23 protein-coding genes and 1 tRNA gene are annotated in these 26,533 nt (G+C 63.9%); 10 read left to right on the top strand and 14 right to left on the bottom strand.

Annotated features, from left to right (window positions below):
- The first annotated feature begins 27 nt into the window (after positions 1-27).
- The gene (dkgB, locus tag MRBLPB4O_RS09385) at positions 28-831 is read left to right on the top strand and encodes a 2,5-didehydrogluconate reductase DkgB (protein WP_341798183.1); all 804 of its coding nucleotides are present in this window, start codon (positions 28-30) and stop codon (positions 829-831) included.
- Between the two features lie 63 nt (positions 832-894).
- On the opposite strand, the gene MRBLPB4O_RS09380 is transcribed toward dkgB, so the two are convergent.
- Together MRBLPB4O_RS09380 and MRBLPB4O_RS09375 are read right to left on the bottom strand one after the other, a co-directional pair.
- On the bottom strand, positions 895-2,250 hold the full coding sequence (locus tag MRBLPB4O_RS09380; protein WP_341798182.1) for an ATP-binding protein: 1,356 nt from the start codon (positions 2,248-2,250) through the stop codon (positions 895-897).
- Complete coding sequence (locus tag MRBLPB4O_RS09375) at positions 2,247-2,957, bottom strand: response regulator (protein ID WP_341798181.1); 711 nt, start codon at positions 2,955-2,957, stop codon at positions 2,247-2,249. Before MRBLPB4O_RS09375 ends, MRBLPB4O_RS09380 begins: the two co-directional genes overlap by 4 nt.
- A 167-nt stretch (positions 2,958-3,124) precedes the next feature.
- Here MRBLPB4O_RS09375 and MRBLPB4O_RS09370 point away from each other — a divergent pair, with 167 nt between their 5' ends.
- The gene (locus MRBLPB4O_RS09370) at positions 3,125-3,907 is read left to right on the top strand and encodes a VacJ family lipoprotein (protein WP_341798180.1); all 783 of its coding nucleotides are present in this window, start codon (positions 3,125-3,127) and stop codon (positions 3,905-3,907) included.
- Positions 3,900-4,130 carry a hypothetical protein gene (locus tag MRBLPB4O_RS09365; RefSeq protein WP_016500501.1) on the top strand — a complete coding sequence of 77 codons (231 nt, stop codon included), beginning with the start codon at positions 3,900-3,902 and terminating at the stop codon, positions 4,128-4,130. Before MRBLPB4O_RS09370 ends, MRBLPB4O_RS09365 begins: the two co-directional genes overlap by 8 nt.
- Before the next feature lie 83 nt (positions 4,131-4,213).
- On the opposite strand, the gene MRBLPB4O_RS09360 is transcribed toward MRBLPB4O_RS09365, so the two are convergent.
- Positions 4,214-5,176: an aliphatic sulfonate ABC transporter substrate-binding protein gene (locus tag MRBLPB4O_RS09360; protein WP_341798179.1), complete on the bottom strand. Its 963-nt coding sequence runs from the start codon at positions 5,174-5,176 to the stop codon at positions 4,214-4,216.
- A gap of 14 nt (positions 5,177-5,190) precedes the next feature.
- Entirely contained in the window at positions 5,191-6,153 is a 963-nt protein-coding gene (locus tag MRBLPB4O_RS09355; protein ID WP_341798178.1) for an ABC transporter substrate-binding protein, read from the bottom strand.
- A 285-nt stretch (positions 6,154-6,438) separates the two neighbouring features.
- Between MRBLPB4O_RS09355 and MRBLPB4O_RS09350 the strand changes: the two genes are divergently transcribed.
- Complete coding sequence (locus tag MRBLPB4O_RS09350) at positions 6,439-8,352, top strand: tyrosine-protein phosphatase (RefSeq protein WP_341798177.1); 1,914 nt, start codon at positions 6,439-6,441, stop codon at positions 8,350-8,352.
- Between the two features lie 42 nt (positions 8,353-8,394).
- Here MRBLPB4O_RS09350 and MRBLPB4O_RS09345 read toward each other — a convergent pair whose 3' ends face one another.
- Positions 8,395-9,354: an AraC family transcriptional regulator gene (locus MRBLPB4O_RS09345; RefSeq protein WP_341798176.1), complete on the bottom strand. Its 960-nt coding sequence runs from the start codon at positions 9,352-9,354 to the stop codon at positions 8,395-8,397.
- Between the two features lie 142 nt (positions 9,355-9,496).
- Between MRBLPB4O_RS09345 and MRBLPB4O_RS09340 the strand changes: the two genes are divergently transcribed.
- Positions 9,497-10,645 (top strand): M14-type cytosolic carboxypeptidase, encoded by a 1,149-nt coding sequence (locus tag MRBLPB4O_RS09340; RefSeq protein WP_341798175.1) that lies wholly within the window; start codon positions 9,497-9,499, stop codon positions 10,643-10,645.
- A 176-nt stretch (positions 10,646-10,821) separates the two neighbouring features.
- Here the strand turns inward: MRBLPB4O_RS09340 and MRBLPB4O_RS09335 are convergent, their stop codons facing one another.
- The 7 genes from MRBLPB4O_RS09335 to MRBLPB4O_RS09305 form a co-directional block, all read right to left on the bottom strand.
- Entirely contained in the window at positions 10,822-11,790 is a 969-nt protein-coding gene (locus MRBLPB4O_RS09335) for a spore coat U domain-containing protein (RefSeq protein WP_341798174.1), read from the bottom strand.
- On the bottom strand, positions 11,787-14,084 hold the full coding sequence (locus tag MRBLPB4O_RS09330; RefSeq protein ID WP_341798173.1) for a fimbria/pilus outer membrane usher protein: 2,298 nt from the start codon (positions 14,082-14,084) through the stop codon (positions 11,787-11,789). The genes MRBLPB4O_RS09335 and MRBLPB4O_RS09330 overlap by 4 nt, the downstream gene beginning before the upstream one ends.
- 108 nt (positions 14,085-14,192) lie before the next feature.
- Positions 14,193-14,969, bottom strand: coding sequence for a molecular chaperone (locus MRBLPB4O_RS09325; protein ID WP_341798172.1), 777 nt, complete (start codon positions 14,967-14,969; stop codon positions 14,193-14,195).
- A 39-nt stretch (positions 14,970-15,008) separates the two neighbouring features.
- Entirely contained in the window at positions 15,009-15,512 is a 504-nt protein-coding gene (locus tag MRBLPB4O_RS09320; protein ID WP_341798171.1) for a spore coat U domain-containing protein, read from the bottom strand.
- Positions 15,513-15,515: 3 nt separating this feature from the next.
- Positions 15,516-16,049: a spore coat U domain-containing protein gene (locus tag MRBLPB4O_RS09315; RefSeq protein WP_341798170.1), complete on the bottom strand. Its 534-nt coding sequence runs from the start codon at positions 16,047-16,049 to the stop codon at positions 15,516-15,518.
- Positions 16,050-16,067: 18 nt separating this feature from the next.
- Positions 16,068-16,604 carry a spore coat U domain-containing protein gene (locus tag MRBLPB4O_RS09310; RefSeq protein ID WP_341798169.1) on the bottom strand — a complete coding sequence of 179 codons (537 nt, stop codon included), beginning with the start codon at positions 16,602-16,604 and terminating at the stop codon, positions 16,068-16,070.
- A gap of 30 nt (positions 16,605-16,634) precedes the next feature.
- Positions 16,635-17,162, bottom strand: a complete 528-nt coding sequence (locus tag MRBLPB4O_RS09305) for a spore coat U domain-containing protein (protein ID WP_341798168.1) — start codon at positions 17,160-17,162, stop codon at positions 16,635-16,637.
- Between the two features lie 268 nt (positions 17,163-17,430).
- On the opposite strand from MRBLPB4O_RS09305, the gene MRBLPB4O_RS09300 reads away from it, so the two are divergent.
- The 3 genes from MRBLPB4O_RS09300 to MRBLPB4O_RS09290 are packed head-to-tail and all read left to right on the top strand — an operon-like array spanning position 17,431 to position 22,555.
- Complete coding sequence (locus MRBLPB4O_RS09300; RefSeq protein WP_341798167.1) at positions 17,431-19,677, top strand: ATP-binding protein; 2,247 nt, start codon at positions 17,431-17,433, stop codon at positions 19,675-19,677.
- 15 nt (positions 19,678-19,692) lie between these two features.
- Entirely contained in the window at positions 19,693-20,154 is a 462-nt protein-coding gene (locus MRBLPB4O_RS09295; RefSeq protein WP_016500516.1) for a response regulator, read from the top strand.
- Between the two features lie 13 nt (positions 20,155-20,167).
- Positions 20,168-22,555 carry a response regulator gene (locus MRBLPB4O_RS09290; protein WP_341798166.1) on the top strand — a complete coding sequence of 796 codons (2,388 nt, stop codon included), beginning with the start codon at positions 20,168-20,170 and terminating at the stop codon, positions 22,553-22,555.
- 143 nt (positions 22,556-22,698) lie between these two features.
- Here the strand turns inward: MRBLPB4O_RS09290 and MRBLPB4O_RS09285 are convergent.
- Positions 22,699-22,773, bottom strand: a tRNA-Gln gene (locus tag MRBLPB4O_RS09285).
- 260 nt (positions 22,774-23,033) lie between these two features.
- Between MRBLPB4O_RS09285 and MRBLPB4O_RS09280 the strand changes: the two genes are divergently transcribed.
- Both MRBLPB4O_RS09280 and zapE read left to right on the top strand, forming a co-directional pair.
- Positions 23,034-23,276, top strand: coding sequence for a hypothetical protein (locus MRBLPB4O_RS09280; protein ID WP_012271609.1), 243 nt, complete (start codon positions 23,034-23,036; stop codon positions 23,274-23,276).
- A 127-nt stretch (positions 23,277-23,403) separates the two neighbouring features.
- Positions 23,404-24,474: a cell division protein ZapE gene (gene zapE, locus MRBLPB4O_RS09275; RefSeq protein ID WP_341798165.1), complete on the top strand. Its 1,071-nt coding sequence runs from the start codon at positions 23,404-23,406 to the stop codon at positions 24,472-24,474.
- A gap of 36 nt (positions 24,475-24,510) precedes the next feature.
- Here the strand turns inward: zapE and MRBLPB4O_RS09270 are convergent, their stop codons facing one another.
- A complete protein-coding gene (locus tag MRBLPB4O_RS09270; protein ID WP_229609433.1) occupies positions 24,511-26,400 on the bottom strand; it encodes a propionyl-CoA synthetase in 1,890 nt (629 codons plus the stop codon).
- Positions 26,401-26,533: the final 133 nt, after the last annotated feature.

The following is a 26,533-nucleotide window of genomic DNA, read 5'->3' as shown; positions in this document are numbered from 1 at the left end:
CCAACCCCACTTCCCAGGAGTAAGCCCATGAGCGTTCCTTCCTTCGGCCTCGGCACCTTCCGACTCACTGGCCAGACCGTCATCGACTCGGTCAAATCGGCCCTTGAGCTGGGCTATCGGGCCATCGACACCGCACAGATCTACAAGAATGAAGCGGAAGTCGGCCAAGCCATCGCTGAAAGCGGCGTACCGCGCAGCGAGCTTTTCATTACCACCAAGATCTGGGTCGACAACTACGCGGCGGACAAGCTGGTCCCAAGCCTGCGCGAAAGCCTGAAGCAACTGCGCACCGACTACGTCGACCTGCTGCTGATCCACTGGCCAGCCCCAGGCAACGGCGTAGCGTTGCCGGAATACATGACCGCACTGGCCGAAGCGAAAAAGCTGGGCCTGACCCGACAGATTGGTGTGTCCAATTTCAACATCGCACTGACTCGCCAGGCCATCGAAATCGTTGGCAAGGGCGAAATTGCCACCAACCAGATCGAGCTCAGCCCGTACCTGCAGAACAGCAAGCTGGCCGCGTTTCTCAAGGACCAAGGCGTCACCGTCACCTCGTACATGACCCTGGCCTATGGCAAGGTCCTGAAAGACCCGGTGCTGGCCGACATCGCGGCCAAGCACAAGGCCACCGTCGCCCAGGTTGCCCTGGCCTGGGCCCTGCAACTGGGCTACGCGGTAATCCCGTCTTCGACCAAACGCGAAAACCTGGCCAGCAACCTGCTTGCCCGCGACCTGAAGCTGGACACCGACGACATGGCACGCATCGCCACGCTGGAACGCAATGGCCGCGAGGTCAGCCCTGACGGCCTGGCGCCTGCCTGGGACTGATGGCTGGAACGGCCGCAACCCGGCCAAAGATGCACTCGCCTATACCCCTAACTGGGCCTCTGATCAACCCAGCGGCAGCACGACCCTTGCTTGCAAACCGCCACCGGGGCGGTTGCTCAGGGTCAGGCTGCCGCCTTGTTCCAGCACGATGGCCCGTGCTGCGGGCAGGCCCAGCCCCACTCCACCCGTGTCCCGATTGCGCGAACCTTCGATACGGTAAAACGGCACAAATACCTGCTCCAGCAGCGCCGGCGCGATGCCCGGGCCGCGGTCTTGCACGGTTATCTCGATCTGCCTGGCACTTAGCGCCAACACCACCGATGGCTCGCGACCGTACTTGGCGGCATTGTCGATCAAGTTGACCAACACCCGCTTGATACCCACCGGCCGCCCTGTATACACACAACGGCGCGGCCCGCTGAGGCCGACCTCGACACCCGCATCCTTGAAATCGTCCACCACCGTGAGCAGCAACTCGCCCAGGTCGAACACGGTCGTCTGCTCCAGCCGCGCATCATCACGGAAAAACGCCAGCGCGGCGTCGACCATCGCCTGCATCTCATCCACGTCCTTGAACAACTTGGCCTGTAGCTGGGCATCGTCGATGAACTCGGCACGCAAGCGCATGCGCGTCAGCGGTGCGCGCAAGTCGTGGGAGATTGCCGCCAGCATCTGGGTACGGTCGTTCAGGTAATGCTTGAGCTGGGCCTGGGTGGCATTGAACGCAAGAATGGCCTGGCGCAGGTCGTGCGGGCCAACCACCGGAATCGGCGGGGCGTTGAAGTCCTTGCCAAAACGCCGCACCCCCTGGGCAAAGCGCTCCAGCGGCTTGGCCAGATAGCGTGTAGCCAACAGTGCGACGACCAGGCTGGAAACCAGCATCAACACTAGGACGATCAGGTTGCGCGGCAGCTCCTCCAGGCCCCAGCTGCGGTCTGTGGCTCGAAACAGCACCCAAGACTTGTCGGCCAGCTCGATCATCAAGGCATAACCACGCTCAGAGGTGTATTCCGGCATATCGGACGGCTCGAACGCCTCGACCCTGGCATCCGGGCGCTTGAGCAGCGCACGCAGGATAGGCGTGCCCTCGCGGAACTCGGCATCGACCAACGCAGGCACTCCCGCCTCGTCATGGCGTCGCAACCATCGCACGGAATAGGAGCCGTCACCTGCCGCAATGGCGATATTGGCACGCTGCGCCATGGGCGCGGCATCGAGGATGCGGGTCACCGCTGCAACCTTCTCGATCACCCCGCTCTCCAGCAGCGGTGGTTGCGCCCACACACTCAGCAGCAGGCTGAACAGCCCCTTGAGCAGCAGCAGGAACAGCATCGCTGTCAGCGTGGTCAACGCAATCCATCGGGCAATGGTGATTCTGGGCTGCGGCAGGGCCTGGCGAAACCGGGCAACCAGGCTCATCGCTTCGCGACCATGGGGGTGAACAGGTAACCGGCGTTGCGCAGTGTACGGATCAGGGGCTCATGCCCATTGTCGGTTTCAAGCTTGCGGCGCAGCCGGCTTACTTGCACGTCAATGCTGCGGTCATAAGCGTCGTAGGCATCACCACGGGCCATGTCCAGCAATTGCTGGCGGCTGAGCACCCGACGCGGGTGTTCGGCAAACACCAGCAGCAGTTCGAATTCGCCATTGGACAAGGGGATCATGACGTTGTCCGGCGAGCGCAATTCGCGCCGCACCACGTCCAGCTGCCAGCCGGCAAACTCAAGGCTATTACTGGTGTGGCCCGCCGTGCCCACTGCCTTTTCGCCGGCCCGACGCAAGACTGCCCTCACCCGCGCCAGCAGTTCACGGGCAGCAAACGGCTTGGTCACGTAGTCGTCAGCCCCCAGTTCCAGGCCCACAACCCGGTCGCTCAACTCGCCCATGGCCGTGAGCATGATCACCGCCACCTTGTGTTCGGCCAGCAGCCGCTGGCACAACACCAGGCCGCTGTCGCCGGGCAACATTACATCGAGGATGACCAGGTCAGGCACCCGCCGATCAAGCGCCTGCCACAGCCCCTGGCCATCCTGGGCCACGTCCACTTCGTAACCATGCTGGCGAAGAAACTTCTGCAGCAGGTCAAGCACCTCGACATCATCGTCGACTATCAGCAAATGGCTCACGAACACGCACCACAGACAAGGTAAACAAGCCGTACTTTAAGGCCATGCCCCTGCGGTCGTCATATATTTCAACCCGGAAACAAAGTGTCAGTGCCGAGACGATCCGGACATTACCGGGCAACGAACATTGCGCAGCATCGCCGCCAGTTCTTGCCAGGAATGTTTCTATGTCCCGTTCATCATCCACCTCCCGTACGGCGCGCTCTGCTGCGCTGGTGTTATCGCTGCTCGCGGCCGGAGCCTGCAGCCAACGCGCTCACGCCACCAGCGCCTGCGGCAACCTCGCCTATCAGGTCAGTGACCCGCTGGAGCCGGCCAACCGCGCGGTATTCGCCTTCAACCGCACGGTCGACGACTACCTGCTGGCGCCTGTCGCCCGGGGCTATGGCATGCTCCCCGGCTTTGCCCGGCAAGGCGTGCACAACTTTGCCAACAACTTTGGCGAGCCCAAGGTATTCGTCAATGACCTGCTGCAGGGTAATGGCGATCGGGCGATGACCAGCCTCGCACGCGTCATCTTCAACACCACCCTGGGTGTGGCGGGCGTAATCGATGTGGCGGGCAAAATGGGCTTGAGCCAGCACAGGTCAGACTTTGGCCAGACCTTCGGGGTTTGGGGCATCGCCAATGGCCCCACCGTCGAACTGCCGCTGTTGGGTACGCACAACCTGCGCGACGCAACGGGCAGCGTGTTGAGCCTGGCGGTGGACCCGTTCGGCGACAATAGCGATACGGTCGACACCCTCAGTACCGTGGCCACTGCCGGGCATGTCGTGGACAGCCGCGCCGCCGCGCTACCGTTGACGGCCTGGCTGCAAACCTGGCCCGATTATTACCTGGCGCTGCGCGACTACACCGCGCAGCAACGCAACAACCTCGTAGCAGAAGGCAAGGCAGGCAAGCCCGGAACGTGGCAAGCCAATTGCCCGCAGGTAACCGGCCATGAATGATGCGCAAGCGGCCATGCTGCTGTTCCGGCGCCTGGAAGGCGCCGCCCGGCAACCGTTGTTGCTGCACGAACTGGAGGCTCGGGTGTCCGCCGACGGCCGCAATCTGGTCCTCAGCCGCTATCGCGAACGCTACACCGCCGAAGGCAAACCGTACCGGCACGAGGCTCACCGCAGCGTGCCGATCGCTGCATTGCTGCGCTGGATGGCCAGGCACGAGCGATGATTCTGAAGCGAGCCGGGTATTGATCTTTCACCGCGATCAACTGTAAGAGCGGCCTTGCGTCGCGAAAGGGCTGCAGGGCAGCCTTAGTCAGCAGCCTTGGGCTCGAATACAGTCACCGCTCGCGCATCCACCGGTTTGGGCAGCAACCCTTCGCGGTAGAAGGCATCGGCAATGCGTTGTTGTTCACCAAGGTTGTCCAACTGCACCGGCTGCACGTCATAGCTGCGTCGGCCATTGGCCTGCTGCACCGTGGCGCTGTCCAGGTTGCCCCAGAGCGGCCCCAGCACCCGGGCAGCCGCTGCGGGGTTGGCTTTGGTCCAGGCACCGATCTCGCGCAGCGCCTGGTACACCTGCTGCAGCACTTCAGGGTGCGCCTTGGCGTAATCGCTGCCGGCCAGGTAGTAACGCTGGTAGCTCGCCAGCTCGCTGCCATCAGCCAGAACGCGCGCATTCTGCTGGCGCTGGGCGCTGGCCACGTAGGGGTCCCAGGTGACCCAGGCATCGACCTTGCCATTCTCGAACGCCGCCCGGCCATCGGCCGGGATCAGGTACGCCGGGGTAATGTCCTTGAAGCTGAGGCCGGCCTTGGCCAAGGCCTGGATTAACAGGTAATGGCTACCCGCCGCCTTGGTCACCGCCACCCGCTTGCCCTTGAGGTCGGCCAGGGTCTTGAGCGGCGAGCTGGCTGGTACCAGGATGGCCTGGGCCGAGGGCGATGGCGCCTCACGAGCAAAATAGGTGAGCTTGGCACCGGCCGCCTGGGTGAACACCGGCACGGTGTCGGCCACATCCGCAGACAGGTCGACATTGCCCAGGTTAAGCGCCTCCAGCAGCGGCAAGCCGCTGGGGAACTCGTGCCAGCTGACGCGGATACCCTCGGCCTGCAGGCGCTGCTCCAGCGTGCCACGGGCCTTGAGCAGGGTCAGCAGGGTGGAGGATTTCTGGTAACCGATGCGCAGGGTCTGCTCGGCGTTGGCAAGCGACGGCAGCAGGCCACCGAGCAGCAGGCCCAGGGCCAGGTGACGCAGATGTCTACGGTGCAGCATGGGGTGTCTCCAGGTCAATGTTGGGCCAGCGAGTCAGTGGCGGGCACGGTAAAGCCCGTGGCGAAGGTCGGGGCAACGTCCAGGCGTTGGTTCATAAGGCCGTGGGCGTGGTAGAAGTCGGCGGTTTCCTGCTGTTCGCCGATGGTCTTCGCGTCGATGGCCTGCCAACGCAACTGGCGGCGCTCGAATTGCAGCCGGGCAGCGTCCTGCGGGAAGCCGATGATCGCGGCCAGGGTTTGCGAATAGCTGTCCAGGTGCTGGTACGCCCAGACCTGGGCGGCGGCCAAACGGGCCAGGTAATCCTGCAATGCGGCCTTGCGCGCCGGGTCATCCAGCGCCTTGTCGGTGGCCGCCAGAAAACTGTTGCCACTGGACAGCCCGCGGCCATTAACCAGCACCTTGCCCTGGCCGCTCAGCTCTGCCAGCGCGGTGTAGGGTTCCCAGGTCGACCAGGCGTCCACCGAGCCATTGGCCAGTGCGATCTTGGCGTCGACCGGGCCGAGAAAGCGGAACTCCACGTCTTTTTCGCTGAGCCCGACCTGATCCAGCGCCTTCAGCGCCAGGTGATGGCCGATGGAGCCACGGCCAGTGGCGATGCGCTTGCCCTTGAGGTCGGCCGCGCTGTGCAGCGCAGCATCAGGGCGCACCAGTAGCGCCGTGCCATACGGGTCTGACTTGTCCACGGCAATGGCCTTGACCGGCGCACCGGAGGCCAGCACGAAGAGCAATGGCGCATCACCGATGATGCCGGCATCGATCGCGCCGGCATTCAGTGCTTCGGCCAACGGCGCGGCAGCGGGAAATTCTGCCCAGCGGATGTCGTAAGGCAGGTCGCGCAGGGCATCGGCGGCCTCCAGCTGGGCGCGCATATTGCCTTTCTGGTCACCGATGCGCAGGGTCAGGCGGTCACTGGCAAATGCCTGTGTGGCCAGCAGTGTGACAGCGGCGAGCAGCAGCAGGCGAGATCGAATGGACATCCGCAGTTCCTTGCAGGTTGGAAGAACTGCGAATGTAGCGGGCCGCATCAAATAAATAAAAGTGATTAAAGTAATAAGCTAATATGCAAAAAATATTGAGCGCGAATAATCCTCGTCGTAACCAGTGGGTGATGACGGGAGCGCTTTGCGCCCCTGTCGCCGGACAGAACACGCAAAAACAGGACAGATCGCGCAAGCTTTTACACATCACTGCAACCTGTAACATTCAGTTTCATATTGCTCCAGGACCGTAGACAGCCCAAACCACTGCCTGAGGCCTGATCCGTGCTGCAACGTGTGCTCTGCTCCCTGTCCCTGCTCACCCTTGCCATTTCCACCGCCCACGCTGCCGAAGCGCTCGACACCCCGCGCCTGGCCGGCATGGACAATTTCCGCGACATCGCCGGCACCACCAGTGCCTACACCACCAGCCATGACGGCACAATGCGGGCGGGCGTGTTCTACCGCTCCAATGCCCTTACCCCGACCGCCGCCGACCTGGCAACCCTCAATGGCCTGGGTATCGGCGATGTGTACGACCTGCGCACCCCAAGCGAAACAGCCAGCACCCCCGATACCCTGCCGGACAGCGCCAGCTACACCAACATCGACATCATTGGCAGCACCACATCGGGCTCCAACATCACCAATATTTCCTTCAGCAGCGCAGAACAGGCGCGGGCGATGATGCAGGAGACCAACCGCGCCTTCGTCAATGACGCCGGCATGCGTGGCCAGTTTGCCGTGCTGTTCAACGAACTGGCCGCTGCCGATGGCGCGGCGCTGTTCCATTGTAATGCGGGCAAGGACCGCACCGGCTGGACGGCAGCGGTGCTGCTGAGCATCGCCGGGGTGGACGAGGCCACCATCATGAGCAACTACTTGGCAACCAACGACTACACCGCCGCCCGAGTGGCTGCCACCCTGGCGGCGATGCCGGCGAGCATGGCCGAAATCTATGCACCGTTACTGGGGGTCGAAGCCAGCTACCTGCAGGCTGGCCTCGATGAAATCAGCGCCGACTACGGCAACATGGAAAACTACCTCAAGCAGGGCCTGGGCCTGAGCGAGGAAACGATCTACGTGCTGCGCGGCAAGATGGTGCGCTATGGTTCCCTGCCCGGCGAGGCTGGCCTGCTGGGCAACGCTGCCGCCGGCGCGCAATTGTTGCGTGAGCTGCAGGACACTTCGCTGTCGGGCAGCTACAGCGCCTACAACTACTACCTGCAATCGGCCATCGATGCCGGCACACTCGGCGGCGTGACCTCGACGGTTGGCGGCCAGGTGCACGCGGATGCCGCCAGCTACCTGTTGCGCCAAGGCGCCATGGTCACGCGCGCGGCTTCGCCCTTTGCCGACGCCAGCAACGTCAAGGTCGGCCAGGCGCGCCTGTGGAGCACGGCGCTGGCCGGCTACCTGGGCACTGACGGCTCAGCCCATGCGGCCAGCAGCAACGAACACAGCCAAGGGTTGATGGTGGGCATGACCCAGCGCTTCTCCGAACAGCTCAGCGGCCATGCCGGTTTTGGCTACAACCGCGGCAATGTGGGCGGTGCCGGTGGCGAGGCCGACACTGACCTGACCTTCCTCAGCCTGGGGGCACGCTTTGCCCCGGGGAGCCTGGAGCACGGGCTGTTCATCGATGCCGTCATCAGCGGCGGCTGGCTCGACTACTCCAGCAAGCGCGAACTGGGCGGCGGCCTGGGCACGGCCAAAGGTGACAGCAACGGCACCCTGGCGGGTGCCAGCCTGGCATTGGGTTATCGCCTGCCCACCCATGGCGTGGTGCTGGAGCCAAGCCTTGGCGTGCGGGTCAGCCACGTCGACCTGAACGGCTTCACCGAGAAAGGCAGCGAACTGGCCCTGCAAGTGGACGACCTGAAAGAAACCCGTCGAAGTGCGGTGGCCAACCTCAAGGCGTCGTTCGCGCCGATTCCGGTAGGCAGCTGGCGGTTGGTGCCGGGAGTGGAAGTGGGTTACGAGCATGCCCTGGGTGATCAGCAGGTGGATAGCCGGGGGCATCTGCTGGGGCTGGATATCGAGCAACGTGCGGCATTTGACAACCGCGATCAGTTCACTGGCGGGGTGAGCCTGATGGCCAACCTGGGTGCATTGAGTGTCGGCGGCGAAGTGGCGGCGATGGGCGGAGGCGACAGCCACGGGGTGAGTGGCAGCCTCAAGGCCAGCTACGCGTTCTGATCCTGTAACCGCTGGCACCGGCTTTGCCGGTGCCCGGCAGCGCTAACCACTGCGCCGTAATTCAGACGGGCTTACTCCGAACGCCTGCTGGAAGTACTGGGCAAAACGCCCCGCGTTGCTGAACCCATGGCTCAAGGCCACTTCGGCCACCGACCCGCCCTCCCCGCGCGCCAGCACCTGGCGCGCACTTTCCAGCCGCACCTGCCGTTGATACCCGGCAATCGAGGTCCCGGCAAAACGGCGAAAGCCATCCTGCAAGGCGCGCAGGCTGACATTGGCCAACCCCGCCAGCTCGGTGCCACTGACCAAGCGCGCCGGGTGCTCGTGCAGGTACGCCATCGCCAGCTTCACATGGCGCGGCGCCAACCCGGGCGCAGGGCTGCGCAGGGCATCGCTATAGTTGTGCGGCCAGGCCTCCAGCACCGCATCCACCATCATTTCCTGCAGGCGGGTCGGCATCAGCACGCCGGTATTGATCAGCTGGTCGAACTGCGTACCGGTGGCCATTTCCAGCAACGCACGTATGCCCTGGAACACCGGCAACGCCAGGTCCACCACCGGGGCAAAACACACCGGTGCCGCCAAGGGTTGGCCTAACAACAGGGACAGGCGCTCGGCAAACAACCCGCGGTGTATCGACATGCCGCACTGGGCATGGTTTTCGGCAAAGCGCACCGTGCGAATATCGCGTTTGTCGACCGCCAGCCCCACCTGGGCATCACCAACCGATTCGCCTCGGTGATCGAAAATGATCTTGCCAGCAGTAGACAGCACGAAGGTGATCTCGTCCTGTGGCGTGGGCAGGGTGATGCTGAAATCCCCGCCATACTGCAGGCGTCGCACGCTCATGCCTTCAAAGCGCCCATATACGCCGCCAATGCTGATGCCCTCGGCCAGCGGCGGCATGTCGGCATACAGGTTGCCGAACATCTGGGTGAACAAAGCACCAAAGTCATCGCTGCGCATGTCGCGAGAGCGGAGGATGAACGGCTTGCGCGTCATGCCGGAATGCACTGTAGGTTCACCTGTGCAAAGGGGGACCCGGATGCTGCCATGCCCGTATGACAACCGCGTTAAAGAGGCAGCGAACCTGCCAAGCCGTGTACAGTACCCCTACAACAACGCCCGCAAAGGAGCCCGGCACATGACCGTGACGCTATCCCCCCTGCAGATCGACTGCGCTTTCGATTCCGGCAACATCCAGGTACTGGACGCCAGCAACCCTGCCCAGGTGCACCTGGCCATCCGCCCGGACACTCACAGCGGCCACTTCCAGTGGTTCCACTTCAAGGTCAGCGGCCTCACCCCCGGTCAGGTTCATCGCTTCAGCCTGGACAACGCCAGCGAGTCCTCCTACAAGAACGCTTGGGCCGGCTATAACGCCGTGGCCTCCTACGACCAGCACACTTGGTTCCGTGTGCCCAGCCAGTTCGATGGCAAGGCACTGGCCTTTGAAGTGAAGGCCGAGCAGGAGCAGATCTGGTTTGCCTACTTCGAGCCCTACCCACGCGCGCGCCACAACCAGTTGATCGAACGTGCCCAGAAAATCGAAGGGGTCGAGCTGTTGGCCCATGGCCGCAGCGTGCAAGGCCGCGACATCCCCCTGCTGCGCGCCGGCAACGGTGGCGCGGGCAAGCGCAAGCTGTGGCTGATCGCCCAGCAGCACCCGGGCGAGCACATGGCCGAGTGGTTCATGGAGGGTGTGATCGATCGGCTGCAGGCGAACGATGACGTCGTTCAGCAACTGCTGGCTAAAGCCGACTTGTACCTTATCCCCAACATGAACCCCGATGGCGCATTCCTTGGCCACCTTCGCACCAACTTCAAGGGCAAAGACCTCAACCGAGCCTGGCAGGATGCTAGTGTCGAGCTGAGCCCGGAGGTGTTCTTTGCCCAGGCGCAGATGAAGCAATATGGGGTGGACGCGTTTATCGACGTGCATGGGGATGAGGAAATCCCGCATGTGTTCACGGCGGCCTGCGAAGGCAACCCCGGCTATACGCCGCGGCTGGCCAAGCTGGAGGAGCAGTTCCGCACTACGTTGTGCAGCGTTACGCCGGACTTCCAGACGAAGTATGGCTACACACGTGATGAGCCGGGGCAGGCCAACACCACGCTGGCGTGCAATGCCGTGGGCATGGCCCATGACTGCCTGTCGCTGACGCTGGAGATGCCGTTCAAGGACCACGACGACGCGCCCGATCCGGTAACCGGGTGGTCGGGTGCACGTTCGAAGGCGCTGGCGGGGGCGGTGCTGGAGACCCTGTCAAAAATGGCGGACGATTTGCGCTGAGCCCTGCCTCACGCGGTCCCTGTAGGAGCGGCCTTGTGCCGCGAATGGGCCGCATAGCGGCCACGGCAATCTGTGCTGGGTCTGCCATCCTGGGGCTGCTGCGCAGCCCATCCGGCCGGTCCGGCGCCCCGGCAAGGCCGCTCCTACAGGGGGACCGTGGTAGGCATGGGGTTCAGTCAAAACTGCACATCCAGTATCACGCTGTCGGAATAGGTTGCTGCCGGCGGCGTAGGCTGGTCGGTATAGACTTTGGCGTTGTAGTTGAACACCTGGCTACCCGTGCCGGTACCCGCACCGGGGTTTACGTCGGCATCCGTGCTGGAACGCCTGGCAGCCCCCGATGAACCCCAACGCACCACCCCTGCGCTCTTGAAAATGTCATAGGCCAGGTAGTTGTTGGCCGACGACTTCATCCGTCGCCGCCCGCCCGACACGTTCTGCCCGTCATCCAGCCCCACCGTGTAGTTGCTGCCCTTGGTGCACGACACGTTTATGCCCTGGCTCACCGTGCCAAACCCTGCCACCACAGGCGCACTGGCGAAGCTGATGTTGGGTGTGGTGATCTGGCAATCGTTGGTCACCGTCAGGGTCACCGTCAGCGGCTTGGTGCCCGTGCCTTGGTCAGTCCCGATACAAATGCCGCCTAACCCAATCCCATCGCAGTACTTCCATGTCCACTCGACATTGAGGGTTTCCTGGTAGAGCCCCGCCGCCACGTTGGCGTTGATCTGAGTGCGCATGTAGATCGGCACGGCTTTGGGCGTACCGTTGAGCAGCCCCAGCAAGTCGAGGATGCCGGTGGTCCTGAATTCGAAGCCCGTGCCGCGCGTGATCGGATAGGTAGTGGTGGCGTCGGCATACAGCGTGTAAGGGATGACATCTCCGGTGGGCCCTACCAGGCCGTTGGTGGCCGAGGTGATCTTCACCACGAAGGAATCGGTACTACTCAGCACACTCAGCACCGAGCCGTTGCACTGCAAACCCGAGTTGGCACTGGAAGCCGTCTGCACCGTGGTTCGTACCTGGGTCGAGTTGAGCGAGCCAAATGCCGCTGCCGAAGTCGCCACTGACGTGCACTTGGCCCAGGCCGGGCCCGCACACAGCAGCACGGCGCACGCCCACACCCCGCCCCACCAGGCCTTCATTTGCACACCAAGGGGCCGACCAAGGGGATCGAGCCTTGTGCCTCAGGCAGATCGAACGTCACCTCGCAATGGCCACCACCTTCCAGCTCCACCAGCAGGCGGTTGTGCGCCGCCAGGTTTTCCAGATACACCAGGCCATCCCAGCCCACCACGGCCTGGCTGCCACTTTCTTCATGAGTGACACGGCTGCCCAGCTTGAGCACTTGCTGGTTGCCATCGACCAGTTCGATGCTGGCCGCCATTACGCGTTTGAGCGGGAACTCCAGCAAGTAGCCGCTACCCCGGCGCACGGCCACACGCTGCTCCACCTCCGCTGCAAGGATGTCCGGTGGCAGGTCCATGGGGTCGATCTCGTACTTGCCGCGGTAATAGCCACTGCTGTACGGCACCAGCAAGTGCCCCTTGGCATCCGTGCGGCCGACATCCTGGTTTTCGTAGCGCACCGGCACCTCGGCGTAACCGCCGGTACTGACCACCACGAAGGCATCGTCGATGCGGTTGGCGGCGAATACGCCGGCATCCATCCACACCAGCGAGCCACTGGCGTCGGCCCAGCGGGTCATCGCGCCGCTGCTGCCATACACACCGGCCTGCAACTGCACCGACTGCAAGCGCCAGGTGACGTCGGCCTGGCGGTAGGCATCGCGGTCGCTGCCTGCGGCATAGCCCAGGTTGTAACCAACACCGCCACCTACCGGCACGGCGTGGCTGTAGTTAACTCGTTGCAGGCTTTCGCCTTCGTTGCTGCGCTCCATGCCCAGGGCCAGGGTTCCGTGCAGGTCGAACGGAATCACCAGCTGCGCCTGCACGGCCCACTGGCTGTCACCCACTTCACGGTTGGCGGACAGGTACACACTGCTGCTGCCCCATAGCGGCCTGCTGTAGCTCAGGTTGATCAGCCGAGTGCGCGTGCCGTCACCGGCGCGCACATCGAAGTAACCGGCGCCGATGCTGCCGTACTCGTTCAGGTTGAGGCTGAGGGTGACCTGTTCGCTGCTTTTGCTCAGTTGCATGTCCGGGGAGTCCACCCGGGTCAGGTCGGCGTAGTCGCCGTGGCGTTGCAGGCGCTGGTAACTGAAGCCAATGCGCTGGCTGTTGTACTGATAACCCAAGGCGACCTGGTGGCCCTTGTCACCGTCGAACCGGCTTTGCGCAAGGGCGGCGTTGAGCACGCCGAAGTTGCCCAGGCGCATGTTGCCGCCCAAGCCGCCCAGCATCAGCGATTCGGCAGTTTCGGCGTGTGTTTCCAGGGTGAACATGTCGCTGAGGCCATAGCGCAGGCTGCCCGAGGCAACCCCGGGCCCATAGCTGAAATCGCGCACCGCGTAATCACGGCGCAGGCTACCGGCGGCCACCGAGTAATCGGACAGGCCCTTCTGCAGCAGGCTGCTGGTGACATAGAACGGCAAGGTGGTCGACACCTGCCGGCCAAGGGCGTCTGTGGTGACCACCACCGCCTCCCCCGCGCCGTTGATGAACGGCACGTTGGTCAGGGTGTACGGCCCAGGCTGCAGCTCGGTGGTGCTGGACTTGAAACCGTTGATGAACAGGTCGAGCGAGGTCGGCACCGCGGCTTCGCCGGCGAACGCCGGTAACGGGTAAGTGACCAGATCGGGGCGTGCAGCGAAGTCGCGTGACACTTGCAGGCCGCCCACCCGCACCGAACTGCTCCAGGGCAAGGCACCGGTCACGAAGTCACCGGCTTCGTAGGTGAGCAGGCGCTGCTCGTCGGTGAAGCGCCAGGTGGTGTCGTAACGCATGAAGCCCTGGCGGGTATCGTCCGCCTGTGCGCCATTGAATGATTGGCGCCATTGCCCGGTACTGGAGAAGGTCCCCCAACTGTCGAACAGGCGCAGCTCGTTCCAGGCGGCCAGGTAGGTGCCGCCCTCATCGGTGTCGTTCAGATACAGGTCGTAGTTGAACAAGGCGCCGAAACTGCTGCGCGCATCGCTGGCCGGGTACAGGTTGCGGTCACCCACTTGCTGGTCTGGCAACCAGGCCGGCGGCACCTGCAGCAGCAGGCGCTGGTTCTGGGTGTCGTAGTCGGTGTGCAGCCCTGCGATGCTTTCCAGGGCCACCTCGCCCTGGGGATTGCCCGGCAACGAGATACCGGCTGCCCGCAACACGTCGCTGCCCAGGTACAACTGCCCGGCCCGTTGCTGCACCGGCACCAGTTCAGCCCTGGGCATCTGGTTCACCACCAGGTCCAGATACAGGGTAGCGTCGGCGATGGCGGACATCTCCGTGGGCGGCGGGGGCAGGTCGTCGGCCAGCGCCAGCACAGGGCTGGTCATGACCAGCCCCAGGCACCAGCGGCGCGTCGTCGCCGAGAGCCATTTCACACACGGTTTCCAACCATTGCCGGGTCCTCCCTGGCCCCTGCACTGCATACAGTCGTTGACTCATTGGCCCTGGCGGATGGCGTCCGCTGCACTCTGGCCATTGATCCTGCCCTTCAGCACGCTGCCGCTGGTGGAGGCCACGGGAGTAGGCCAGCGCATGCTGGCGCCCGGCAACACATAACCCAGCAGGCCTTCGGCCAGTGGCTTGCTCTGGCTGCCTTGCTGCACCACCACATCGGTCAGCCGCGCATGCACGGGGCCTGTGTTGCGCAGTTCCACGTAAGGTTTGCCCTGCACCGTCACCGGCCGCCAGCTGAGCTGCGGCTTGCCCACGCCTTCGGCATTGCGTTTGCCTTCAGGGTCGGCCTTGCCCAACAGCCCCTCGCCATAGACGAACAGCGGCACCGAATAACGCATCTGCAAACGGATGGCCGCAGTAGCGCCGGGCTCGGCCTTCTCGACCGGGATGGCGGGCGGGATCTCGTCGATGATGATGCGGTAGGCCTGCTCCTGGCCGGCAGGTGAAGGGCCGGTACGGGTCAGGCGGATCAGCTGCTTCTGCCCGGGGGCAATGTTGGCCACCGGCGGGCTGCCGATGATCTCGCGCTGCGCCTGGAACTGTTCCTGGTAATCACCCTGGCGCCAGGCGAATACCCGTACCTGCAAATTGGCCGGCTCAGTGCCACGGTTTTCCAGCCACAGTGCACCGGCCTTCTGGTCGGCCTCCAGCACCGGGTCGATCGGCCAGATCAGCACCGAGGTGGCCGCCCCGGCCGGCAGGCTTGCCAGCCACAACAATCCGATCAATCCATGCGCCCACTTCGCGCCTGCCCGCATGCAGCTCTCCTTAGACACTTGTCTTTGGTGCGCTGGCCTTCACCAGGTCACCGTCACTTGCACCACATCGGTGTAGGTCCCTGCCGGCAGCACGCCGGTCAGCTGGACTCGCCCGTACACCGGCAGCTTGATCGCCGTCGGGTCGGAATAGCTCACGGCCACGCTCTGGCCGATCCCCAAGACCTGGCTGTACGCCGCGTCCCGGTATAACTGGTAAGCCAGCACTTGCGTGCCGCTGGTGCGTTTCAGGTTGCGTGTGCCACTGGCACTGTTCTGCCCGCCGTCCACGCTCATGCTCATGGCCACGCCCGGCGTGCACTGGAAGGTCACTGTCGAGCCACCCAGCGAGGTGCTGAGCAACGCTTTGGACAGTGCCGACTGCGAGCCATAGTCGAGCGTGCCGTAACTGCTGACACCGCCCACCACCAGGCACCCGGCGACAATCTGCGCCGTTACCGTGAAGGTACTGGTGGTCACCGCCCCCAACGGGGCAGCCAACAGCATGCCGATTCCGGTCAGCCCACCCGCCAGCCAGCCGCGCATGGCTCAGAACGACAGTTCGACCGAAATCGTGTCGCTGTAGACCCCTGCGGGCAGGCCCGCCTTGCCCACGGCCTTGCCGTAAAGGTTGACGGTCTGGGCCACGCCAGTGCTGGTGGGCAGGGTGATGGTGCCGTCGATGGCCAGCAGCGTCGTACGCCCGGTGTCGGTGTACAGGTCATACGGCACAAAGTTGCCGGCCCCATCGGCGAGCGCACGCGTGCCACCGCTCGACTGGCCGTCATGCAGGCCTGCGCGCACTTTGATCGCGGGTACCGTACCCGCCGAACACAGGATACTCATGGCACCGCCCCCGCCTCCCAGCACCTGGGCATTGGCGGTGACGAACAAGGCATCCTGGGTACCGAAGTTCAAGGCACCGAAGTTGAGCCCCGACGTGCCAGAACTCCCATTTACCTGGCACGCCGAGATCAGCGTCAGGGTCGAGTTGATGCTGCCGGTCACCGTGGCGGCCTGGGCCTGGGAAGCCAGTGCCAGGCCCAGACCTGCGAGCATGCAGCATGAAAGGTTCGTTCGCATCGGGGTCTCCTTGCGTGGTTACCAGTCCAGGGTCACTCTGAGGGTGTCGCTGTACAGCCCGGCCGGCAGTGCGCGCGGTTGCGCCACCAGCACACCGTAAATGGGGATTGGTACTTGCTGGGTGCTGTTGATGGTGAAAGCACGCGCCTGGCCGATGGCGTAGCGGCTGTTGCCGCCCGGGTCGACCGCCAGTTGATAAGGGATCAGCTCCCGGCCGTTGCTCAGCCGGCGCACGCCGTCGTCGCCATTCAGGCCGCCATTGATCCGCACATTGAAGGCCCTTACTTCGGGCGTGCAGCTGATCTGCAGGGAGCCCGCGCCGCCCGCTTCGTCAACCCGGCTGCGCAGCGGCTGGTCCCAGTTCGGGCCACGCTCGCCAAAGTCCAGCAGCCCCGGGTTGCCCAGCACAGCCGGTTGCGTGTCGTCGCTGCTGATCTGGCAGGCTGCGCTGATCACCAACCGCGCCTGGATAAACCCGGTGGTGCTGCCATGCGCCACACCACCGGGCACCAGCAGCGGGCCAAGGGTAAGCAACAGTATCGAAGTGCGGTTCATGGCGTGGCGTCCTTGTGCATGGTGGCGTCCCTACCAGGTGACCGTGACTTTGAGCAGGTCGGCGTAAACCCCTGCATTCGGCACCCAGGCCAGTTTGTCGATGCGAGCGTACAACGGCAGCTCGACCGAGCCGCTGCTCGGTACCCTCGCCGACTGGGCGACCCCCACCGCCAGCGGCTCACGCCAGGCAGCGTCGCGGTACAAGCGATAAGGGATGGGCCTAGCCGTGTGATCGTCGCTGGCCAGGTAGCGCAGCTCGCCGACGCCACCATGCTGGCCGCCATCGACGCGCACCTGATAAGGGGTGTCCGGGTTGCACTCAAGGCGCGGTGGGCGCTGGCTTAGCAGAACGCCGCTCAACGGTGCGCCGGGGCTGTCCAGGCGTGCCGCCGTGCCCAGATCAATGCGTCCGAGGGCCTGGGCTCCCGCGTCGCGGGTCTGGTTGACCAGCATGCAACCGCGCTGCACCAGCACACGCACTTCCACGAGAAAATCCGCTGCCACGGTACTGCCGCTGAACAACAGGCCCAACAACGCGGCCATTAAGCGCTCCGTCACCTTTTTATCCTTGTCGAAACGTCCTGAACAGAGCGTAGCAGCGAGGCAGTGCAACCGTGGTGGCCCCAAGCCGTTTTTTGGTATTAGCGATAAAGCGATAGCACCGCGTTAAAAAAAGCCGGAACGGCGCAGAACCCCAGGCCACCTCCGTGCCTCCAATGGCCGAGGGCCGGTAAATGTGCCTGGTTTCTGGTAGGGTGAACCACGTTCCTCCAGCGCCGGGCGCCAATGCCATACATGGACGGACATGACAGGAGCGTTTTCATTGATGACTGCAGACACCACGCTGGCAGAAGCCATGGAGCGCTGTGCCCGGGAACCGATCCACGTGCCGAGCAGCATCCAGCCCCACGGCTTTCTGCTGGTGCTGGACGCCATCGACCTTTGCGTGCTGCAGGCCAGTGAAAACGTCGAGCACTGGCTGGGCTTGCCAGCTCGTGAACTGATCGGTTGCCCCTTCGCCAATCTGGTCAGCGACGGTTTTGACCTGCACGCGCAGCTCGCAAGGCTGCCCGAAGATGAAGTCTTCCCCTTCCACATCGGTGACGTGCGCTTGCGCCAAAGTGCGCCGTACAGCACCCCGCTGCATTTGCTGGTGCACGGCCACGACGAAGTACTGATTGCCGAATTCGAACCCCCTCGGCTGTCGCCGGAACTGACCGGGCAAGGTGACTATTACCCGCTCGTGCGCAGCTTTGTCGGCAGCCTGCAGCTGGCCAGCAGCCTCGAAGACCTGCTGCAGCAAACGGTGCTGCAGCTCAAGCGCATCACCGGTTTTGGCCGGGTCAAGGCGTACCGTTTCGATGCCGAGGGCAACGGCCAGGTACTGGCCGAGTCCGCCGACCCAGGCTACCCCGCTTACCTGGGCCTGTGCTTCCCGGCTGCAGACATCCCGCGCCAGGCGCGCGAACTGTACCGGGTCAACCGCATCCGCGTGATCGAGGATGCCAACTACCAACCCTCGCCCCTGCTACCGGTCATCAACCCGCGCACCGGCAAGGCACTGGACATGAGTTTTGCCGCACTGCGCAGTGTGTCGCCGGTGCACCTGCAGTACATGCGCAATATGGGCACACTGGCCTCGATGTCGCTGTCGATCGTGGTCGACGGTGAGCTGTGGGGGCTGATTTCCTGCCACCACCAACAGCCACGTGCGGTGGACCTGCGTACACGCACGGCCTGCGAGTTGCTGGCCAGTGTGCTGTCACTGCAGATCGAGTCCCGCGAGTCCCACGCCAGCACGCGCAAGCTGCTGGCGTTGCGCCAACACATCGTGCGCATGATCTCGTCCATGGCCGACCACGACAGCGTCAGTGACGGCCTGCGCGACCTGCCCCAGGTGTTGCTGGCCTTTGCCGGCGCCCAAGGCGCCGCAGTAATCTCGGCTGAACGCTGTGACCTGATCGGCCAGACCCCGCCTGAAGCCCAGGTGACCGCGCTGGTGCACTGGCTTGGCCAGCGCGGCGAAGACACTGTATTCCACAGTGACAACGTGCGCCGCGACATCACTGACCTGCCCGAGCTGGCCACCCACGCCGGTGGTGTTCTGGCGGTGGCCATCTCGCAGATCCATTCGCACTACCTGCTGTGGTTCCGGCCCGAACAGGTGCGCACGGTGAACTGGGCGGGCCAGCCGACCAAGCAGGTCGGGCCGCAGGGTAACCTCGACCCACGGCACAGTTTCGAACGCTGGCAGGAAGAGCTGCGCGGCTATAGCGAGCCTTGGGACCCGTTAGTGATCGACGGCGTGCTGGAACTGCGCACCGCCGTGCTTGGCATAGTCCTGCGCAAAGCCGAAGAACTGGCACAGCTGGCGGGTGATTTGCGCCGTTCGAACAAGGAGCTCGAAGCGTTTTCCTACAGTGTTTCCCACGACCTGCGCGCGCCTCTGCGGCACATCGCCGGCTACACCGAACTGCTGAGTGAAATGGAAGGCCAGGGCCTGACCGAGCGCGGCAAGCGGTTCTTGCAGCACATTGGTGAAGCCGCGCACTTTGCCGGCAGCCTGGTCGACAACCTGCTCAACTTCTCGCAGATGGGCCGCTCTGCCTTGCGCCTGTCCGACGTAGACCTTAACGCGCTGGTCGAGGCCATTCGCAGCGAACTGGCCCCCGATTACGAAGGCCGCGCAATCGTTTGGGACATCGCCCCGCTGCCCAAGGTGATCGGCGACCCGGCGTTCATCAACATGGCCCTGCACAACCTGATCGCCAATGCCATCAAGTACACACGCGGCCGGACCCCTGCCCACATCGGGATCAGTGCCGTGGAGCATCCAGGCGAAACCGAGATCTGCATCCGCGACAATGGCGTGGGCTTCGACATGGCCTATGCCAACAAGCTGTTCGGCGTATTCCAGCGCCTGCACCGCATGGAAGATTTCGAGGGCACAGGGATTGGCCTGGCAAGTGTGCGCCGCATCATCGAGCGCCATGATGGCCGGGTCTGGGCCGAAGGCCAGATCGACCAGGGCGCAAGCTTCCATTTCACACTCCCCCGAAACACTGCTACCTGAGGCACCGCTACCATCATGCTCAAACCCATCCTGCTGGTCGAAGACAACCCCCGGGACCTGGAACTTACCCTGCTGGCCCTGGAGCGCAGCCAGTTGGCCAACGAGGTCATCGTGCTGCGCGACGGCGCCGAGGCACTTGACTACCTGCTGCGCCGCAACACCTATGCCGACCGCGACGACGGCAACCCCGCCGTCTTGCTGCTAGACCTGAAGCTGCCCAAGGTCGACGGCCTTGAAGTGCTCAGGGCAGTGCGCGCCACCGCCGAACTGCGCAGCATCCCCACGGTGATGCTGACCTCCTCGCGGGAGGAGCCCGACCTGTTGCGCGCCTATGAACTCGGGGTCAACGCCTACGTGGTCAAGCCGGTGGAATTCAAGGAATTCGTCGCCGCCATCTCTGACCTCGGGGTATTCTGGGCAGTGCTTAACGAACCGCCACCCGGCTCACTGCGGCTGAATCGTCGCGGTAGCAACTGAGGCCGCCGCAACGATGCAGCAAACGCCGTTGAAACTACTGATGGTCGAAGACAGCTCGATGGACGCCGAGCTTACCCTGATGCGCCTGGAGCGCAGCGGGCTGCATGTGCAGTCCCAGCTGGTATTCGACCATGTGGGTGTCGACCATGCCCTGCGCGAGGCCCGCTACGATCTGATCCTCTGCGACTGCGTGCTGCCGGGGTCGTCTGGCACCGAGGTGCTGGCCGTTGCCCAACGCCTGGCACCGGACGTTCCGTTCATCTTCCTCTCCGGCATCTACGGCGAAGAGCACGCGGTGGAAATGATCCGCCTGGGCGCCACCGACTATGTGCTGAAGAAGAACCTGCCACTGCTGCCCAAGGCGGTACGCCGGGCACTGACCGAAGTGCAGGAACGCCAGCGCCGGCGCCGCGCCGAAGAGGCTCTGATCGACGTCGAGGTGCGGGCACGTATCGCCATCGACGCCGCCGGCATGGGCACCTGGGACCTGCGCCCGCAGGAAGGCCTGCTGGTGTGGGACGACCGCTGCAAGACCTTGTTCGGCCTGCCTACCAGCACCGAAATGAGCCTTGAGGTGTTCCTCGGTGGCATCTACCCCGATGACCTGCCAATGGTGCGTGAGGCGGTGGAATACGCCATGCGCCCGGAAAGCGGCGGCCGCTACCGCGTCGAATTTCGCATCGCGCAACCCAACGGCCTGGAGCCGCGTTGGTTGCTCAGCAGCGGCCAGAGCCAGTTCGTCGATGGCCAGTGCGTGCGCTTTTCCGGTGTGCTGCAGGACATCCACACCCAGCGCCTGGCCACCCAGGCGCTGCGTCAGCTCAACGAGATGCTGGGGGAAAGGGTCGAACGCCGCACCCGCGAACGCGACCGTGCCTGGGAGCTGTCGCAGGACCTGCTGGCCGTGCTGAACAAGGACCTGACCCCAGTCGCACTCAACCCCGCCTGGGAAGCCAGCCTGGGCTTCTCCCGCGAGCGCCTGAGCCAGTCGTCGTTGCTGCATCTGCTGCCCGAAGCCGACCAGGATCTGCTGCTGACCGAACTGGCTGCCCTCGCCCATGGCCGTACCAGCGTACGTTTCGTCGGCCGCATCCTGCATGCCGGCGGCCAGCAGCGCTGGCTATCGTGGGTGGTGGTGCCGGAAGACACCCTGCTGTATGTGGTGGCACGCGACATCACCAGCGAGCGCGAAGCCGCCCTGGGCCTGGCAGAAGCCAACGCCCGCCTGCGCGAACAGATCAACGAACGCGAACGCATCGAGGCGGCGCTGCAGCAGATGCAGCGACTTGAAGCAGTCGGTCAGCTGACCGCTGGCGTGGCCCACGACTTCAACAACCTGCTGACGGTGATCCTTACCGGCGCCAGCTTTCTTGAGCGCGACCTGGCCAAGGCCAACCTGGAAAAGGCCCGTACGCGTCTCACCCACATCCGCGAGGCGGGCGAGCGTGGCGCCAAGCTGACCTCGCAGCTGCTGGCATTTTCCCGCCGCCAGCGCCTGGAACCGGTAGCGCTCAACCTCAACCAGACCCTGGCCGGCCTGGAAGAGCTGTTGCGCCGCACACTGGGTGGCAACGTCTCGGTGCGCCTGGACCTGGACCAGGCCCTGTGGCACGCACTGACCGACCCCACCCAGACTGAGATGATCATCCTCAACCTGGCGATCAATGCCCGCGATGCCATGCCTGACGGCGGCCAGCTGACCCTGACCACCCGCAACACCCGCATTGACAACCGCCCGCAACGCCCGGAAGACCCGGACCCGGGCGAGTACGTGATGCTGAGCATCCGCGATACCGGCTGCGGCATGAGCGAAGACGTGCTGGCCAAGGTGTTCGAGCCGTTCTTTACCACCAAGGACATCGGCAAGGGCTCGGGCCTGGGCTTGGCCCAGGTGTTCGGCTTCGCCAAGCAGTCCGGGGGTGGTGTACGCATCGATACCACCCCCGGCCGCGGCACGCAGGTGGCGGTGTACTTGCCCGCCGTAAAGGACCATATCGTGAGCGAGCCGGTGATCCCGACGCTCGGCCAGCCGGTCAGCGACAGCGGCCGCAACCGCACGGTGTTGCTGGTGGATGATGACCATCTGGTGCGGGACCTGCTTGGCGATGTGTTGCGCCAATATGGCTACCAGGTGCGTCAGGCGCACAGCGGCGAACAGGCGTTGGCCTTGCTGGACGACGAGATCGACCTGCTGCTTACCGATTTCGCCATGCCCGAGTTCAACGGCGCGCAACTGGCGCTGGCGGCACGCGAACGGTACCCGCGCTTGCCGGTGGTGTTCCTGACTGGCTATGCGGAGTTGCAGGGGCTGGAGTTGCCGGGCAGCGTGGTGGTTCAGAAGCCGGCGCAAGCGGATGAACTCGCCAGGGTGCTGAACGAGATGCTGGGCATTGCCGGGTAATTCGGGAAAGCAAAACCCTTGCAGGAGCGGCCCGGCAAGGCCGCTCCTGCAAGAATCGTGTGACGGAATCAAAAATACGGAAACGACAAAACCCAGCGCTTATCTTTCTAAGCACCGGGCGATATACGTTTGAAACTGGAAAATGGCAGGGGCGGCTGGATTCGAACCAACGCATGGCAGGATCAAAACCTGCTGCCTTACCGCTTGGCGACGCCCCTGTATCGGATGCAGCATTCGCTGCTCTGACAATTCCAACTGAGTGACAACTGGGTTGTTGTCTTGGAATGCGCGGCACTTTAACAACAAAGTTTTGATCTGTGAACCCCCTGATGAAAAAAAATTGTCAAAAAACAGCGAGTTAGTCATTTCAGCGGTTTGTACAGTGACCATCCGTCGCTTTCCCCCCGCTTCGCTTCAACACAATCGCATTCCTCCCTTCCAATCTATTGAGCCAATTGCATTCACCAAGGAGGACCCCATGCCTGTCTCTCACGACCTGTACCAGGACCTGCACTACCCGCGCGAAATCGTCCAGCAGCGCCGCCAGCAGGACAAAGCGCTGGACCGGCTGCTGGACGAGTACATGGACATCGACAACCAGGTGCTGGCCGCCGAATCGATCTCGGCGGGCAACTTTGTTGACGAAGACCTGCGCCACCTCAAGGAGCGCCGCCTGGCGGTGAAATACATGATCGAGCGCCAACTGGAACGTAAAGCCTAGGCAATGCAGGTGTGCAGCCAGACCTATCGCATCAGGTGATCATTGCCGATCATTTTCTGTATTAGTCAAAATGGCTGCCCTCGGGCAAGCTGCGCGCTGCCCCGTCATCGCCCAAGGAGCTTTGCTTTTGTCTGCCTGGATCCCTGCCCCACTGCGCCAGCTTGGCCAGCGCCTGCGCGGCGCCCCCGCCGGCCAGAGCGAACTGCTCGACTGGTTCGAGGACAAAGCCCGAAGCCGCGGTTACCAGCTGAGTGACGGCCAGCGACGGGTGATCCACTGCATGGCCGAACAACTGGCACTGCTCGAACAAGGGCAGCCACGCAGCCTGTACCTGTACGGTTCGGTGGGGCGCGGCAAGAGCTGGCTGCTGGACGGGTTCTTCCAGGCGGTGCCGGTTGAAGCCAAGCGCCGCCTGCACTTTCATGATTTTTTTGCCCGCCTGCACCAGGGCATGCACCGCCACCGGGCGCTGGACGATGCGCTGGGCGCAACCCTCGACGAACTGGTAGGTGGCTGCCAGGTGTTGTGCTTCGACGAATTCCACGTGCATGACATCGGCGATGCCATGCTGCTTACCCGCCTGTTCAACGCCCTGTTCGTCCGCGGCGTGTTCCTGCTGGTGACCTCCAATTACGCGCCCGAAGGGCTGCTGCCCAACCCGCTGTACCACGAGCGTTTCCTGCCGGTGATCCGCCTGATCAACGGGCGCATGCAGGTTCTGGAAGTGGGTGGCGACACCGATTTTCGCAGCTTGCCGGCCAACCGCGAGCACCAGCGGTTTACCCAAGGCCACTATGTATGGCCGGGGACGGCAGCGCAGCGCCAGGTACTGGGCATGCCGGACGAGCAGCCGGTAATGCTTGAAGTGAACAACCGCCCGCTGCGCGCACTGGCCATCGATGGCCGGCGGGTGGTGCTTGGCTTTGACGACTTGTGCGAAAAGGCCACGGCGGTGATCGACTACCTGGCGCTTGCGCAGCAGTACGATGAATGGATCATCGATGGGCTGGATGACCTGGCGCAGTGTTCGCTGGCGGCGCAGCAGCGCTTCGTCAACCTGGTAGATGTGCTGTATGACCAGGACCGACAGGTGACAGTGGTTGGTAAGCGGCCGCTGGAAGAGAGCCTGGGCGGGCCGCTTGCCGACCTGATGCGTACCCGCAGCCGGTTGGGGCAACTGCACCAGGTAGCCCCTTAGCACTGCATTGCCCGCCCCGGCCTGATGGTCAAAATATCAACCCGCCCTGGGCAAATCCGCCAGCACCGCCTCGATTTCCCCCAGCACCGCCGGGTCATCCAGAGTCGAAGGCGGTACATAGTCCTGCCCGTCGGCAATCTTGCGCAGCACCGCGCGCAAGATTTTCCCCGAGCGGGTCTTGGGCAGCCGCTTCACCAGCCGAACCCGGTTGAAACAGGCCAGCGGGCCAATCGCTTCGCGCACGCTGCCCACCAGGTCTACCAGCAACTGCGCCTCGGCAATGCCCTCGCCGTCCTTGAGCACAATGAGCGCCAAAGGCACTTGACCCTTGATTTCATCGTGCACGCCAATCACCGCACACTCGGCCACCGCCGGGTGGCAGGCAACCAGGTCCTCCATTTCGCCCGTGGACAGCCGGTGGCCAGAGACATTGATCACGTCATCCGTGCGCCCCATGATGTAGACGAAACCGTCATCATCCAGAAAGCCGCCGTCACCCGTGTGGTAATACCCCGGGTAAGTGCGCAGGTAAGCCTGCAAATAACGCTCGTGATCGCCCCACAGGGTCTGGCTGCACCCAGGCGGCAATGGCAAGGCAATGACGATCGAGCCCTGGTGGTTGGGGCCCAGCAAATGGCCCTCGTCATCCACCACACGCACGTGATAGCCCGGAACCGCCCGGTTGCTTGAGCCCGGTTTCGCCGCACTGCCGTCCAGCCCCACGCAGGGCGCGGTGACCGGCCAGCCGGTTTCGGTCTGCCACCAGTGGTCGTGCACCGGCTTGCCACTGACCCGCTCCAGCCATTCATGGGTGCTGGAATCGAGCTTCTCACCCGCCAGGAACAGTTGGCGCAGCGAGCTGAGGTCGTGCTTGCGGATCAGCTCGCCCTCCGGGTCTTCCTTGCGGATGGCACGCATCGCGGTGGGCGCACAGAACAGCGCGTTGACCTTGTATTGCTCCACCACCCGCCAGTAAGCCGAGGCGTCCGGCGTGCGGATCGGTTTGCCTTCGTAGAACACCGTGGTGCAGCCGCTCATCAGCGGCCCATAGACGATCAGCGAATGGCCGACCACCCACCCCACATCGGAAATGCCCCACCACACGTCTCCGGCCTGCATGCCGTAGATATGGCGCATGGCATAGCACAGCGCCACGGCATTGCCGCCGTTTTCGCGGACGATGCCCTTGGGTTTGCCGGTGGTGCCAGAGGTGTACATGATGTACAGCGGGTCGCCGGCATCCAGCTCGACCGGTGCTACCGGCTGGGCGCCGACCAAGGCTACCTGCCAGTCCAGGTCGCGGCCTGGCTGCAGCTGCGCCTGCGCCTGCGGCCGTTGCAGCACCAGCACATTGCGCGGCTGGTGCCGGGCCAGCTGCAAGGCGCGGTCGACCAGCGGCTTGTAGGCAATCACCTTGTCGAATTCCAGCCCGCAGGATGCCGTCAGCAGCAGCGTGGGCCGGGCGTCATCGATGCGCAGGGCCAGCTCGTTGGCGGCAAAGCCGCCGAACACCACCGAATGCACCGCGCCAATCCGCGCGCAGGCCAGCATGGCCATGGCCGCTTGCGGCACCATGGGCATGTAGATGATCACCCCATCGCCCTTTTCCACCCCCAGCTGGCGCAGCAAACCGGCCAGGCGCGCCACTTCGTCGCGCAAGTGGTTGTAGGTGTAGGCCTGCTGCACGCCGGTGACCGGCGAATCGTAGATCAGCGCCACCTGCTCGCCACGGCCCAGCTCGATCTGGTGGTCGAGGGCCAGGTAGCAACTGTTCAGACGGCCATCGGCGAACCAGCGGTGGGTACCGTCGGCGTTGTCTTGCAGGGTCAGGGCAGGCTTGCGGTGCCAGGCCAGGTGCGCGGCCTGTTCCGCCCAGAAAGCGGCAGGGTCGGAAATGGAATGGGCGTAGCTGTGCTGGTAGCTCATATCGAAGGGAACCCGGTACTTGTTGTTATTGAAGGGCGAAACCTGAGTATGGACCGCTACACCCGCGCCGCCATGGGACTAAAGTCACAACCGACCTGCAAATTTGCAGACAACGCAAAAGCGCCCCATAACG

The sequence above is a fragment of the Pseudomonas sp. LPB4.O genome (assembly GCF_038383825.1).
GTDB lineage: Bacteria > Pseudomonadota > Gammaproteobacteria > Pseudomonadales > Pseudomonadaceae > Aquipseudomonas > Aquipseudomonas putida.
Note: the sequence above shows the minus strand (reverse complement) of the source record. Positions and strands in the feature narration are given on the sequence as shown.